At 42.3% G+C, this 13,754-nt stretch carries 13 protein-coding genes and 1 pseudogene; 7 read left to right on the top strand and 7 right to left on the bottom strand.

What is annotated here, in order from left to right:
* Window positions 1-1,221, bottom strand: a complete 1,221-nt coding sequence (locus tag ACSX1H_RS08220) for an ROK family protein (protein WP_439183369.1) — start codon at window positions 1,219-1,221, stop codon at window positions 1-3.
* 480 nt (window positions 1,222-1,701) lie between these two features.
* Here ACSX1H_RS08220 and ACSX1H_RS08215 point away from each other — a divergent pair, with 480 nt between their 5' ends.
* Window positions 1,702-1,902, top strand: a complete 201-nt coding sequence (locus tag ACSX1H_RS08215; protein WP_439183368.1) for a hypothetical protein — start codon at window positions 1,702-1,704, stop codon at window positions 1,900-1,902.
* A 152-nt stretch (window positions 1,903-2,054) separates the two neighbouring features.
* Here the strand turns inward: ACSX1H_RS08215 and ACSX1H_RS08210 are convergent, their stop codons facing one another.
* From ACSX1H_RS08210 to ACSX1H_RS08200, 3 genes and pseudogenes are all read right to left on the bottom strand, one after another.
* Window positions 2,055-3,509 carry a GH36-type glycosyl hydrolase domain-containing protein gene (locus ACSX1H_RS08210; protein WP_439183511.1) on the bottom strand — a complete coding sequence of 485 codons (1,455 nt, stop codon included), beginning with the start codon at window positions 3,507-3,509 and terminating at the stop codon, window positions 2,055-2,057.
* Between the two features lie 207 nt (window positions 3,510-3,716).
* Window positions 3,717-4,486 (bottom strand): annotated as a pseudogene (locus ACSX1H_RS08205) (glycosyl transferase); the annotation flags it as partial.
* A gap of 51 nt (window positions 4,487-4,537) precedes the next feature.
* Entirely contained in the window at window positions 4,538-5,041 is a 504-nt protein-coding gene (locus ACSX1H_RS08200; RefSeq protein ID WP_439183367.1) for an MFS transporter, read from the bottom strand.
* Between ACSX1H_RS08200 and ACSX1H_RS08195 the strand changes: the two genes are divergently transcribed.
* The 5 genes from ACSX1H_RS08195 (at window position 5,032) to ACSX1H_RS08175 (ending at window position 10,102) form a co-directional block, all read left to right on the top strand.
* Window positions 5,032-5,796: a response regulator transcription factor gene (locus ACSX1H_RS08195; RefSeq protein WP_439183365.1), complete on the top strand. Its 765-nt coding sequence runs from the start codon at window positions 5,032-5,034 to the stop codon at window positions 5,794-5,796. The genes ACSX1H_RS08200 and ACSX1H_RS08195 overlap by 10 nt on opposite strands.
* Before the next feature lie 217 nt (window positions 5,797-6,013).
* Window positions 6,014-6,490: a nuclear transport factor 2 family protein gene (locus ACSX1H_RS08190; RefSeq protein WP_439183364.1), complete on the top strand. Its 477-nt coding sequence runs from the start codon at window positions 6,014-6,016 to the stop codon at window positions 6,488-6,490.
* A gap of 186 nt (window positions 6,491-6,676) precedes the next feature.
* Window positions 6,677-7,342, top strand: a complete 666-nt coding sequence (locus ACSX1H_RS08185) for a response regulator (protein WP_439183363.1) — start codon at window positions 6,677-6,679, stop codon at window positions 7,340-7,342.
* Window positions 7,323-9,185, top strand: a complete 1,863-nt coding sequence (locus tag ACSX1H_RS08180; protein WP_439183362.1) for a sensor histidine kinase — start codon at window positions 7,323-7,325, stop codon at window positions 9,183-9,185. The genes ACSX1H_RS08185 and ACSX1H_RS08180 overlap by 20 nt, the downstream gene beginning before the upstream one ends.
* 170 nt (window positions 9,186-9,355) lie before the next feature.
* On the top strand, window positions 9,356-10,102 hold the full coding sequence (locus ACSX1H_RS08175) for a response regulator transcription factor (protein ID WP_439183361.1): 747 nt from the start codon (window positions 9,356-9,358) through the stop codon (window positions 10,100-10,102).
* A 112-nt stretch (window positions 10,103-10,214) separates the two neighbouring features.
* Here ACSX1H_RS08175 and ACSX1H_RS08170 read toward each other — a convergent pair whose 3' ends face one another.
* The 3 genes from ACSX1H_RS08170 to ACSX1H_RS08160 form a co-directional block, all read right to left on the bottom strand.
* On the bottom strand, window positions 10,215-11,021 hold the full coding sequence (locus ACSX1H_RS08170) for a CPBP family intramembrane glutamic endopeptidase (RefSeq protein WP_439183360.1): 807 nt from the start codon (window positions 11,019-11,021) through the stop codon (window positions 10,215-10,217).
* A gap of 114 nt (window positions 11,022-11,135) precedes the next feature.
* Complete coding sequence (locus ACSX1H_RS08165; protein WP_439183359.1) at window positions 11,136-11,588, bottom strand: VOC family protein; 453 nt, start codon at window positions 11,586-11,588, stop codon at window positions 11,136-11,138.
* Between the two features lie 31 nt (window positions 11,589-11,619).
* On the bottom strand, window positions 11,620-12,393 hold the full coding sequence (locus tag ACSX1H_RS08160; RefSeq protein WP_439183358.1) for a DUF6597 domain-containing transcriptional factor: 774 nt from the start codon (window positions 12,391-12,393) through the stop codon (window positions 11,620-11,622).
* A gap of 407 nt (window positions 12,394-12,800) precedes the next feature.
* On the opposite strand from ACSX1H_RS08160, the gene ACSX1H_RS08155 reads away from it, so the two are divergent.
* Window positions 12,801-13,754, top strand: coding sequence for an SH3 domain-containing protein (locus ACSX1H_RS08155; RefSeq protein ID WP_439183357.1), 954 nt, complete (start codon window positions 12,801-12,803; stop codon window positions 13,752-13,754).

The raw sequence follows: 13,754 nt of genomic DNA, 5'->3' as shown, positions 1-13,754 counted from the left end.
TTAAATCATTTCTAACCTCTTTAGTACTAATGAACCAGCTCCTACTGTTTCGATATCTGAACGCACTGAACTACTAATCACTTTACATTGGGGCAATAAACTGCTTAACGCTGACAAGTATAATCCTGACTGGATAGCATTTAAAAAGTAATCGCCTACTCTACCATACCTCCCGCTAACTATAATACACTGTGGATTAAGCAAATTAATAACATTACCTAATGCCTCTCCCAATACTTTACCTTGCTGTTGTAATAAAAATATACTTAAACCATCCCCCTTATTAGCCGCTTCAATAATATCACTATAGTGGATCGATTTTTTGTCCGAAATCTCACAGGTACTCTTCTCTCCTCTATCAATAGCCAGATTGTACATTTCTTCGAGGGCTTTTCCCGACACTTCAGTATCCAAGCAGCCTCGCTTGCCACAAATACACAAACTCCCTTTATTACCAGCAAATTGCATATGCCCAAACTCTCCGGCAAAACCATCTCCTCCACTCACCAACTTGTTATTAGCAACGATGGACATACCAATTCCGCGCCCAATGTTAATGATTAAAGCATTGGTTAAATCCTGGTCTTTATAAAAGTATTGCTCAGCTAAACCAATAGCCCTGGTATCGTTATCAATAAAAACATGCAATTCAAGTTTTTTTCGCAAATAATCTGCAATCGACTCATCTCCTTTAGAAAGGTAGTTAAACGACTGACCAGTTAATCCATTCACTCGTCCGGTTAATGTTACTCCAACTCCAAGAATATTTTGTTTATCAACTCCTGAGTTCGCAATTTCATTTTCCATGAATTGTAGAACATCTGCCCGACACTCAAGTGTATCTGATAGCACAAATGTATCATCAATCACCTCAAAAACTGGCTGCAACGAAATATCATATATGTACAGCTGAATTTTTTTCAGGTTAATTGACACACCTACAACATAAAATTTCTCCCTATTAAGAGCATAGATCGAAGGCTTTCTACCAAAACTTTCTGTAGCCCGTTTACCTTCCTCAATAACATAGCCTTGATCAATTAAATCATTCACCAACTTAGTTACAGTAGGAATACTTGCTTTTACGCCCTTGGCAATAACTGTTATCGTCTCTGCTTCTGGTTGTTTTGCAAGAAACTTAATAACTTGTCCGGCCTGTTTATTATACCGACCAGTCACGTTATTTTCGTATCCCAGCTTTAGATAATTGTGTAATGACATATCTTCTTATTTAGGTCTGCAATTTAAGAATATTTCTTAATCATAATCCACTTTTTAAATTATTTTATTAATGATAATCGTCATTAAAAAGTTTCTGATTATGTATCATACGGTCATATTCAATCGTATCATTCGGTTTTTAATCGCAATAAAATGGGATGAAAATAACCTAGCACAAACACCCAACAATCGTAACAACCAAGATGAATGTCTATTATAACATTTAATGACTTTTTAATATTATTATGTCATACATATAAGCCAAGTTCCTTAACATAGTCCGTTAACGCTAATTAGTTAATAAAACTTTTTAGTAACAGGAGCAGTTGAAATAAAAGTTTTAACTAACTATTAATATAACTGCATAGCAAAGAGAAATCGCAAGCGCTGCAAAACAGGTAATGATCCAAAGCACTAAAACAGGAAGATTATTAAACGAAGAAAATACTTGGCAAGTATTTTCTGAAAAGGAGAGCAAAAATGTGGATTGATTATCCAACCCTGGCAAGAAATCTTAAAGAAGAAACTAATTGGCAGCTAACAGCAGAACAATGCGAAGCCATAAGAAGAAAGCAAAGCCTCGAAAAGTGCTTACTGAAGCAGGAACAGGGAAGTGATATCCTTTCTTTACACGGTGATAAACGAGCAGGGAAGTTTTTGAACATAATTAAGCCGGATTAAACATTATTAATCCGGCTACATATCAATCATCAATAATTTATCAAACTCTCACCTATTTAGAAATACGCTAGAGCAAACTAGGTCATTTATTATCAACCAATAAGCCACCCTTCTCTCCAGTTCATTTTTCTAATAGCACAACACAAGCCGACTTATAGCTCTACTTTAACATGAACTACTCCAGATGAACGGACAGGCACGATTTGTACTTCAATCTCGACGCCATCTACCCAGATTTTCGTTTGGGCATTGGCCGACTTGCTTTTATTAATCACCTCAATATTGTACTGGGCACCACGATACTTGCGCTTTACTTTAAAACCATCCCAGTCAGCAGGAATGCAAGGATCAATAACTAAGCCCTTATAATCGGGACGGATCCCCAGGATATACTGACTGATGGTATAGAAATTCAAGGCGGCCGTACCCGTTAACCAGGAGTTTTTCGCCTCACCCGGCTTATAGGCATCTTTACCTGCAATCATCTGCGAGTAGACGTATGGTTCTGTTTTGTGCAAATCACTAATGTCTTCCAGATAGGCCGGACAAATTTTCCTAAAGTACTCCCAGGCTTGCTCGGCACGGCCCTGCTTAACTTCCCCAATGATCACCCATGGATTATTATGACAGAAGATACCTGCATTTTCTTTGTAGCCGGCCGGGTAGGTTGAGATTTCGCCATACTCCACCACATATTCGGAGAATGGTGGATTATTCAACACAATCCCATATTCGCAGTCCAAACGTTCCTTCACTGAGTTGAGCGATGTTTCGCACATTCCCTCTTCTTTACCAATTTCAGCCATGGTACACCAGCCTTGGGATTCGATAAAAATCTGCCCCTCTTTGTTTTCATGGCTTCCAACTTTTCGACCATAAAAATCGTAGGCACGAAGAAACCAGTCACCATCCCAGCCATGTTGTTTCACCGCTTCATCCATTGCATCCACGTGGCCTTGAGCACGAGCCGCTTCCTCTTCCTTATTGAGTACCTTACACAGCTCAATATAATCCCTTCCGTATACAACAAACAAGCCTGCAATCATTAAGGATTCGGCTTTGGAACCCTGCGTATTGTTTTCGGTGGTTTGAAACGATTCGTTAGGGTCGTTTGAGAAACAATTGAGGTTTAAACAGTCATTCCAATCGGCACGCCCAATTAAAGGTAATCCGTGCGGACCTAAATTATTAACCACATGATTGAAAGACACGGTTAAGTGATGAAACAAAGGTTGTGCTAAACTCATGTCGTTATCGTAGGGTACCATTTCATCTAAAATGCTGAAGTCACCCGTTTCTTTAATGTAGCTCACAACACCAAGAATCAACCACATCGGATCATCGTTGAATCCACCACCAACATCATTATTGCCTCGCTTGGTTAGGGGCTGGTACTGATGATAGCATCCGCCATCGGGAAATTGCGTTGAGGCAATATCTATGATGCGTTCGCGTGCCCGTTCTGGTATTTGATGTACAAAGCCAATTAAGTCCTGGTTGGAATCGCGAAAGCCCATTCCACGACCGATGCCACTCTCAAAATAAGAAGCCGAACGTGAGAAGTTAAAGGTGATCATGCACTGATACTGGTTCCAGATATTCACCATGCGGTCGAGCTTTTTGTCACCCGATTCAACACTGTAAACATCCAATAGGTTATTCCAGTAGGCTTTTAGTTCATTAAAAGCAGCATCAACTTTATCACTTGTATTGAACCTTGCCAAAGTGGCTTTCGCTTTAGTTTTGTTGATAACCCCCTTGCTCTCCCATTTTTCATCGTCAGCATTTTCAACATAGCCTAACACAAAAATGTAATCTTTACTTTCGCCCGGCTTCAACTCCACCTCAATGTAATGCGAGGCAATTGGTGACCAGCCGTGCGCTTCACTCATTCCGGGTTTTCCTTCCAATACCCTTTGAGGCTCATGAAATCCGTTATACAAGCCCATAAAGGTTTCCCTATCGGTGTCGTAACCATCTATATCCGTATTAACAGAGTAAAAAGCATAGTGATTGCGACGTTCTTTATATTCTGTTTTATGGTATATGGTTGAACCTTCTACTTCGACTTCGCCCGTTGAGAAATTACACTGAAAATTTTCCATATCTGTCGCCGCATTCCACAAGGCCCACTCAGTAAATGAGAACAATTTCAGGGTTTTAGTTTCATTGCTGGTATTTTTCAATGTCAACTTTTGTACTTCGGCCCAGGTTTTTAAAGGCACAAAAAACAACACCTCTGCACTCACCCCACTTTTCTCACCTTTCAGCTTGGTGTAATTCATTCCGTGCCGGCACTCGTAGCTATCCAGCGGTGTTTTACATGGCTTCCAACCGGGTGACCAAACAGAATCGCCATCGTTGATATAAAAGTAACGGCCGCCACTGTCCATTGGCACATTATTATATCTATATCGTGTAATACGTCGGAATTTGGCATCCTTATAAAAAGAATACCCCCCGCTGTATTAGATATCAATGAAAAGAAATCTTCATTACCCAAATAATTAATCCAGGGCCAGGGAGTTTGTGAAGTTGTAATCACATACTCTTTTGCTTCATCATCAAAATATCCGTATTTCATAACTTTATAATATAAGCTTTTATCAAATTCAATTATCCTGTTCACTAATTATTACTGCATGCGGCGTGCTGCCAGCTCATGTGTAATTTCATCCATTTTTGTCTGATTCAAGGGGTAGAGCGTCATAAGCACAGCAGCTAACAGAGCCACTAATGCGGGAATCCAACTCATGAGCATTTTTATGCCGGGAATGGCTCCTTCAATGGTGGACGAATCCATGCCATCATACCTAAAAGCTGCCAGTATAGCACCGATAAGAGCGGCTGCCAATCCGCCTCCAAACTTAGTTACAAAAGAACCCGCCGAATAGATTAAACCTGTAGCCCGACGGCCATTCTTGTATTCCGAATAGTCGGCGGCATCACCCAACATGGTGAAAAATAGGGTTGGGAAAATAGCGGCGGCAAACTCAGACACAATGCCGATGGTAAATATGGCGCCGATGTCTTGTGGTCCGCAAAAAATAAACAAGGCATTTACACCACCTGAAAATAACAGGGCGTATATAAACAGGCGTCGCTTTTTACAGCGAAACGGCTGAAGTATTGAGCACAAACACCTCGGGTCCAAAGTTGTTACTGGTAGAAGACAACCCCGAGCTATTGGATAACCTGGCCATTGAACTGAGCGACCAATACCAGGTACTAAAGGCATCTAACGGCGAAGAGGGCTTTCAAGTAGCTAGCCAGGAATTGCCTGACATCATAGTATCAGATGTGATGATGCCAAAGATGAACGGACATCAACTGTGTGTTAAACTGAAAAGTGAACTCTCCACCTGTCATATTCCGATTGTACTGCTCACGGCCCTCGATTCGCCTGAATATAAACGCGAAGGACTGGAGCATGGAGCTGATGCCTATCTGGAAAAACCCTTTGACATCAAACTTCTGCGTGTACAAATTGCCAACTTACTCAAGAATCGCCAGTTACTGAAAAAGCAGTTTCTGGAACCATCTACACAGGTCGAAGAAGTAACAACCAACAGCACCGACCAGGCCTTTTTGGAGCAGATAAAAGCCTTTGTGATCAATAATCTCGATAGCGAAAAACTGACGGTTAAAAATACAGCCAAGGAACTGGGAATGAGCCGCCCGGTATTGTACCGTAAGATTAAATCGATGACCGATGTATCACCCCAACAGTTTTTAATGACTATTAAACTGCAGGAAGCTGCCCGCATAATGAAAGAGGATGGGAAAAATATTAGTGAAACAGCCTATCTCATTGGCTTTACCGACCCAAAGTATTTCAGCCAGACTTTTAAAAGGTACTTCGGAGTAACACCCAGTCAATATCTAAAGGGCTAACCAGTTGACCCTAAAGTCATCTGTTGAGTTGAGATAACAGGCGATCGTCACAACAATCATTAATTGCCTTTGACCTTTGTTAAAAAGCAACTTAACTTTGCAGATTGCATCAGCGAACAAGATAATTAGTGGGTGCAAAAAGGACAGGAAACAGGGGAGTAGTTAGATTGTGTAAACATCTGAATGGCAAAATATTAACTAATTAAACCTGTGAGACATGAAAACAATGACCGCTAACACCAGCCATCTGCTCCTAACCAGCGAGGAGCAGGAAGCAATTACCTGCGAAATAAACGGATTAATCCAAAGCATGCGTAAGGGCATGGAGCTGCTTGATATTGAAATGGCTTTTAAAGATTTTCTCACTACACCGGAGTTTAACTACATCAGCATTCATGGAAAAGTATTGGACTATGCCGGTCTGATCCACGAAGCCAGTGAAATATTTACCCCAGCACAAAAGGTGCATTACAATTTCCATATAGAAAACATTAAAATACTTGCGCCAGAGGCCGTTTTAGCTACCTACATATCCAGTGGTACTTTCTATTTTGCCGATTCAACCCTTCAGTTCCCCGACTGTGCCAGCTCGCTGGTATGGATTAAAACAGAAGACGGCTGGAAAGTGCTTCAGATGCAGGAGTCGGTGCAAGAAGCTACTTTTAAGCAGACGATGATTAGGCATGACTTATGAGCAATGGACCAGCCTGCATGGCCGGCTGTTTACCGCGCTATGTTGATAGTAATTGCGACCATTTCAGGCTGGTTTACAAACATCTGGTTAGCATTTTTCAATATAGGCATCTAAACCTGTCACTAAACAAATACATTTATTTGATTGTCTAATTAAGCAGGTGGTTAATCCATAAGCCTATGATGTATGAAAGCTGCAAAAGATGAGCACAATAAGGCTTTTAAAGAGGTGGTCATTGTCGATGACCAAAACCTGTTTGCCGAGGGGATAACAACAATTATCAATGGCATTAAACACGTAAAAGTAACAGCAACCCTGGATACTGGGGAAAAGCTGACAGAAAAACTAAGTCTATTAAAGCCCGACGTCCTTTTTCTGGACCTCAACCTACCGGGTAAAAATGGCCTTGAAATATTAAAAGCCATCAGAAGCCGGTTCCCCGAAATGATTATTGCCATTTTAACCATATACGAAGATGCCTACCTGGTTAGAAAAATAAAGGAGAGTAAGGCCAATGCTTACCTCTCGAAAAGAGCTGGTATTGAGGAACTGGAGACAGTCATTTTTTCAGCCCCCGATAGTCCTTTTTATCTAAGTGAAGATGTACAGACTTCTCAGAGCACTGCCTTTGAGCTGGCCAACGATGATTTCACCGTTAAAGCACAAATTACGCAGCGCGAAAAAGAAATTATCCGACTGATTGTGAACGGGAAGAGCACCGAAGAGATATCAGAAGCTTTAATCATCAGTTATGAGACCGTTAAATCACACCGAAAAAATATCTTTCGCAAACTTAAGCTGAACAAGGTGACCGAACTAATTAAATATGCGTATGAACACCAGTTGCTTTAAGCGTTGCTCATTTATTAAAATACTGCCGACGGCGCTGGTACTATTTAGCCTTATGGCCTGTCACGAAACGCTGCCAAGAGCTGATAAACCGGTCGTTAATCTGACTGATAATTTTAGTTCCATAACCCTCAAAGAACACAGCTTCTTATATGCATCGCAGCAGGAAGAACCCGTGAAGAGAGTCGCCCAAAAGCTGAGGAATACTATGCCAGGCAGCGGCAAACCAAAATACAATGATTATGTGTACCTATTCTTCACCCTGCACAACCAAAGCAAGCATTCTGATTACCTTCTGGAGATCAACAACAATTACCTTCATCAATACGAACTCTATCAATTATCAGCCGATAGCATTCATCTATTAGCAAAAGGGGGCATTATCTATCCTTACCATCAGCGAAGCATCGAAAACAGGCGTTTCATCGAAAAACTAAAGATACCTCATGACTCAGCGTATGCTTACCTCCTAAAGATCGACGACCGGGAGCGCGAAACCAGTCTATCGCTTAGGGTGTGGCACACGGCTGCCTTCAACAAACGCGAAGCCCGCGACCTACTATTTTATAACCTTTATTTCGGCGGCCTGGTATTTATCGCTCTTTTTAGTCTGCTAATGGGTGGAATACTAAAGATGAGGGTGTTTTTTGCCTACAGCTTGTATGCCGTGCTTATGGCTTGGTTCATGTTTGACAACCTGGGCTTTGCTTACGAATTTTTTTATCCAAATGCGCCTGCCGTGAAACGCGTTCTGGATACGCTGCTTATCACGCCCTTGCTTTTTTCATTCGTTAATTTTGGCGCCGTTTTCTTTGATGTGAAGCGTAAACACCCACTGTTATATCGCTATGTCAGATTCTACTACCTGGCATTGGCTTTGTACCTCCTTGTATGGGCCGTTAGTCGTGCCGATCTTCTTATCCATTATTACATCCGGATAAACTACCTTTTTGTGCTGCTAACCTTTGTGGTACAAATCGCCATTTTGGTGCAGGCTCTGAAACACCAACGCACTAAAGCCCTGTTTTTTACGGCAGCCGTTACGGTGCTACTTATAGGAGCGGTTTTGTTTGCCCTCTCCTATGCCGGCTACCTGCCCTACGAATGGTTTCCTACCAACCCGCTCTTAATCGGCTCGGTAATTGAGTTTGGAATTTTTTCGCTGGCTCTGATATACGAAGTACATCAAATCAATAAAACGAATAATAAACTACTAATGGCCAATGCACGGCATCAAAAGGAGCTATTGGCAGCCTATGTGGAAGGTACGGAAAAAGAACGTGCCCGCCTCTCGGCCGAATTGCACGATAATGTAGGCAGCCGTCTGGCACTGCTCAAGCATAAATTAAAAGATAAGCGCCATAGCGCAAATGAATTATCCTCCGACCTTGATAAACTGTATCAGAACGTGCGAACGATGTCGCATACCCTATCGCCCCATGCCTTTGAGATCATCAGCCTGCGCGACTTTTTAAAGCACTATTTTACCGACTACCAAGAAAGCACGGGAATACATGTCAAACCGTATTTTGAAGGCTTGCCCGCAGCCAGAAGCCCGGAGTTGACCCGCCAGGTATTTCGTATCGTTCAGGAAGCCCTTCAGAATATACAGAAACATGCCGCTGCCTCCATGGTGGAAGTGCAGCTGATTAGGCACCATAACGAACTAATCCTGACCATTGACGATGATGGACAAGGCTTCGAACCCTCCAAAATAGATAATAACAAATCTCATGGCCTATTCAACATGCGATCGCGTTGCGAAGCCATGGGAGGACACTTCGACATTAGCTCCAGGCCAGGTAAAGGCACTCATATTGTGGCCAATATTCCTTTTAAAGCCTAGATACAAGGGCCTCTTTTAGTCAATTTACCCCTTTCGGGGGATTTCAACTCGATTGTTTCCAGTGTACTTTTGAATTATACTCAGAGCAATAATAATGTGATTGTCTGTAAGGTATAGCACCAGCTATTGGATGATAAAAAAGGGAAATTGAACAGTAAATTGAATGAATCATGGAAGAGGTTTATGCGAAGAAGCAACAAGATAAAAGTGGGTTTTTAACGAGCATTGTTTCGCATCTGCCGGCATCTCTGCATGTTATTGAAATAAATGATCGCTTAGAAACTAAACTTTATTGGAGTAGTGGCAACTACGAGAAATATACAGGCGTTACTGTAGAACGAAGGAAAGCAATGGGTTTCCTGCATCCCCGGCATATTTATCATCCCGATGATGTGGAAGCTGTTTTGAAATTGACGAGACATTTATATGCAAATCCCCGTGCTGAAGCCTCTCTCTTCTGTCGATTCGTTATACAAGGCCATTCACAATGGGTTTATGTGAAGCTTCGGCGCCTATTCGTTGAAACCGGGAAAAGGCATGCTTTGAGCCTGTTCTTCCCCTTGACGGACAATAAGGAGATGAACCATCTACAATTCGAGACATATCTAAACGAAATTGCGTGCGTGAAAAACAAGCTAAAACTTGCGGCCCTCACCCCCAGCGAATTAAAGGTACTCAGCTTATTGGGAAGTGGTTTATCCACCAAAGAAGCGGCCGATGCCCTTTGCCGGAGCAGCGATACCGTGAATAATCACCGACGTGCTATATTTAAGAAACTTAAAGTGCATAAGATAAGTGAGCTGGTTGCCTTTGCTAAAGATTGTGGACTGGATGCATCTTACAAAAGGGAAACCCACACCAATCATACTCATTTTTTAGGTGTAAAAACCATACATACAGCTGCTATGCAGTTATAACAGCGTGGACAATGGCCTCCATCACAAAATGCTTGAAAAGCTGGACCTACAGTGAATCCCCTCGGTATCCTGTTTTCAATTTTTAGCACAAGAATAGTCTATGCTCCCTGGTTTAGCCGTTACCACGCTTACGCTGCTTGAGATATTGCAACAGCGCAATTACCGATAAAAGAACGGCCGTGCAAACAACAGAGCCTTCCAGACCAAATGTCCCGCCTGTAAAATAGTCGGCTCCCCTATTTTCAAGGGTCAATAATGAATAGCTACCTGTTCCGCTTACGGCAAAACCTAAAACCGGTCCCTGCCAAAAGTTCCATAAGGCATGAAAACCAATGGCGCCCCACAGGTTACCAGATAGCTGATAGAAGACTCCCAATAACAATCCGGCTAAAAATATATTGAACAGGCCTAAAAGTGTAATGGAGGGGTTTAATCCATGTAAGATGGTAAACAGCAACGAGCTAATGAGCAGTCCCCAGGTAGAATTCAGGGCCTTCGACAGGTTCGTTTGTATATAGCCTCTGAACACAAGCTCTTCGAAGAACCCAACAAACACATACCCTAACAAAGAAAGACCAAGCGCCAACGCATTGAAATGGACATCGGTGACATGAATCAGCTGAAAAAGCAACAAGACCACAAAAACTAAGCTGACAGAAACAATGGCTGTCACAGCGCCCCATCCACCTTGCTGATACTTTAGGTGCAGACCAATACTTGACATGCTTTCCTTATCCAGTTGGGTTCTGAACCAATATACCACACCCAATAAACCAACAGCCGCCACCAAATGCCCAAGCATTTTACCTAAAGGTGCGTAGTTAAATGGCATTCGCACTATTTCAGACAGCAATAAAACAAAGATGGTGGCGAGCAGCATCAGGAGAATACGCAGCCAAAGAGGCAGTTTCTTTTTCATATTTTCCGCATTTTATTTCACTAAGAAAAGGGATGGGCAGTGCTACGTCATCGGTTCTGACAATTACACTCCCCAATCCCTCTACGTTTTATTCTTTAACGATTGTCGCTTTATCTATCCACCAAATTCGTCGGCATCCGCCTGCAGCTCCTTATCCCATTTTTCCTTGGGCAGCTCCGACCAAATCTCAATTAAATTATTTTCCGGATCTCTGAAATGAACGGCTCGCATCCCCCATCCGGTCATATCTGTAGGTGTGTTTATAAATACAACTCCTTTGGCCGATAGCTTCTCAAATGTTGCATCAACATCATCCACCTTCAGGATAAGAGCCATCTTTTCGCGCATATTGCTTGGCAAAGCCTGCTCGGCATTGCCTATGGCCTGGGCCATCAAATCAGATTTAAAGATGGACAGCCCCGTCCCATTAGGCGCTTGTCCGATGGTAAAACTGGCATACTCACCGCCCAACTTACCCCATGTAACGTTAAAGCCTAATTGCTCAGAATAAAACTGAAAACATTTGTCAAAATCTTCTACTAAAAGTCGAATGTTAATTAATTCCATGTTGTTGATTTTAAATTAGTATTCGACAAAACTACAGCCGGTCAAAATCATAGTATTGTATAAATCGGTCATTCTGCTTCAAATTCAGTTGTGCCGGCGTTAAGCCGGTGAAGTGCTTGATTTCGCGAATAAAATGCGACTGATCGTAGTAATGGACATAATCAGTCTGATTACTTTTCACCATGTGCAAACATTTTTTAAAGCGAACAATTTTTGAATAATCCTTAATTCCCATGCCAAGCATGCGGCTTACCAGGCGGTGCAGCTGTCTTGCGCTCAAGCCTATTGTTTGGGCGATTGCATCAACAGGTTTGTTGCCTCCGGAAGCTTCTACCAGCTCAAAGCACTTTTTCAGGCGCTTATCAATGTTATTATCCGGAATGAGCCTTAAAAGCTGCTGGTTCAGATAATGTACCAGGTACTCCGGAAACCCGTTTAAACCATCAACCACCATCTGTTCATTAACACCCAGATCCTTCAGGGTCATATGCTGGTAGTGGTCTATCGTGTCTTTAATGCTGAATTGAAACAAGCCTCCAATGGCGATGGGTTTAAAGCGGATACCAAACACCTCTGTGTTTTCCGTATAGCTAATAGATATAGATTTGCTCCAGATGCCGGTGAGCAACGTATCAACAATCTGGTTGCCCCTCATAACAATGAGCAAATCAAAATAGCCATCGGGCAAAATATCGAAGGGCTTTAAGCACTTTGTCCGGATACTGAAATACCAATAGCACTTGATGAAATCCTTCAAGCGCTCATCGGGTTCAAATTCGCGATATGTTATCTCGTTCGCCTTCATAGACCGTTCACTAACCGTTATTTTATAAGCAGTAAGCTTATCCTCGTCCTACTTACATTACATAATTATAAAAATAGATAATTCATGGTACTTTTCAAGTTTTGGTCACAAAAAAACGGCTGACGAAAAGCTATTTCTTCGACACGCTAGCTGGAAAACCCATGCTCCACTATTGCAGAATTTTACCTTAACCCAAGGCACCTACAAACGTGTTGCGAACAAAAAAATTAGCAGCTGTTCGTTCGGTATCCTCAGCAACAATTGTTTAACAACATTTATTTGTTATGGCAAAAACCGAAAGCCCTAATTGGGCTGAAAACGGCCTAGAATAAGGCATATCGACAGCTCCCCCTTGGTAAAAAATTAGTAGCTTCGCGGCGAAAAAATTATTAACAAACAAAAATATAATGAGAGGATTAAAGTACACCTTATTGATAGTTGCATTAGTTGCAATGACGAGTTCTTTAGTTGCACAAAGCACCTATTATGCCAAATCGGGTGGAGGATTAAACATGAGAAAAGGGGCCGGAACCAATCATTCGGTGGTAGCATCCATCCCGGCGAGTGGCGCTGTCAAAGTAATTGATAAGGACAACGGTGAATGGTGGAAAGTAGAGTATAAAGGCAAACAGGGCTATGTTTCATCAAAATACCTCACTGAAGAGAAGAGCGAAGCGGCCCAAAGCGCTAAAAAAAGTAATAGCTCAAACGCAAGAACGAACAAAAGCAGCCGTTCGTCACAAAACAACCGGTCAACACAAAGCAGACGCTCTTCGTCGGCATCATCTTCCGCTTCGGCATCGGCTTACGACTGGGGAATTGGCTTGCGATTGGGTAACCCGAGTGGTATAACGGTTAAACGCTATAAGCAGAATGGCAAAGCACTGGAGTTTAGCCTGGGACGCACCCACATGTTTGACGATGACTATTACGATGATCGCTTCAACGATTGGTATTACGATGAAGGATTTGGCTATGCCGATATTCAGTACCTGGGCTATAAAGTATCGAGCCCTATCGGTCTTCAGGTGCATTACTTAATTCATAAGCCTATTAACCGACTGGGCGACGAAAGTGTAAGCGGACTGGATTGGTATTATGGCTTTGGTGGTCAGCTGCGTTTCCAGAGCTATACCTACAATTACCGTTACCGCCTGCCCGGAAGAAATGACTGGTTCTATAACACTGGCGAAAAAGAAACGGATGTGGATCTGGGAGCAGATGGAGTTATCGGTTTAGAATACACACTGCCAAAGGCGCCTGTCTCCTTTTTCCTGGATGCCACCTTATTTATGGAAATTGTTGACGATCCGTTCCACTTTTCATTGATGGGAGGCATTGGTGCCCGTTACAGGTTTTAA

Source organism: Carboxylicivirga taeanensis (assembly GCF_051851475.1).
In the GTDB taxonomy this organism is placed as follows: domain Bacteria; phylum Bacteroidota; class Bacteroidia; order Bacteroidales; family Marinilabiliaceae; genus Carboxylicivirga; species Carboxylicivirga taeanensis.
Note: the sequence above shows the minus strand (reverse complement) of the source record. Positions and strands in the feature narration are given on the sequence as shown.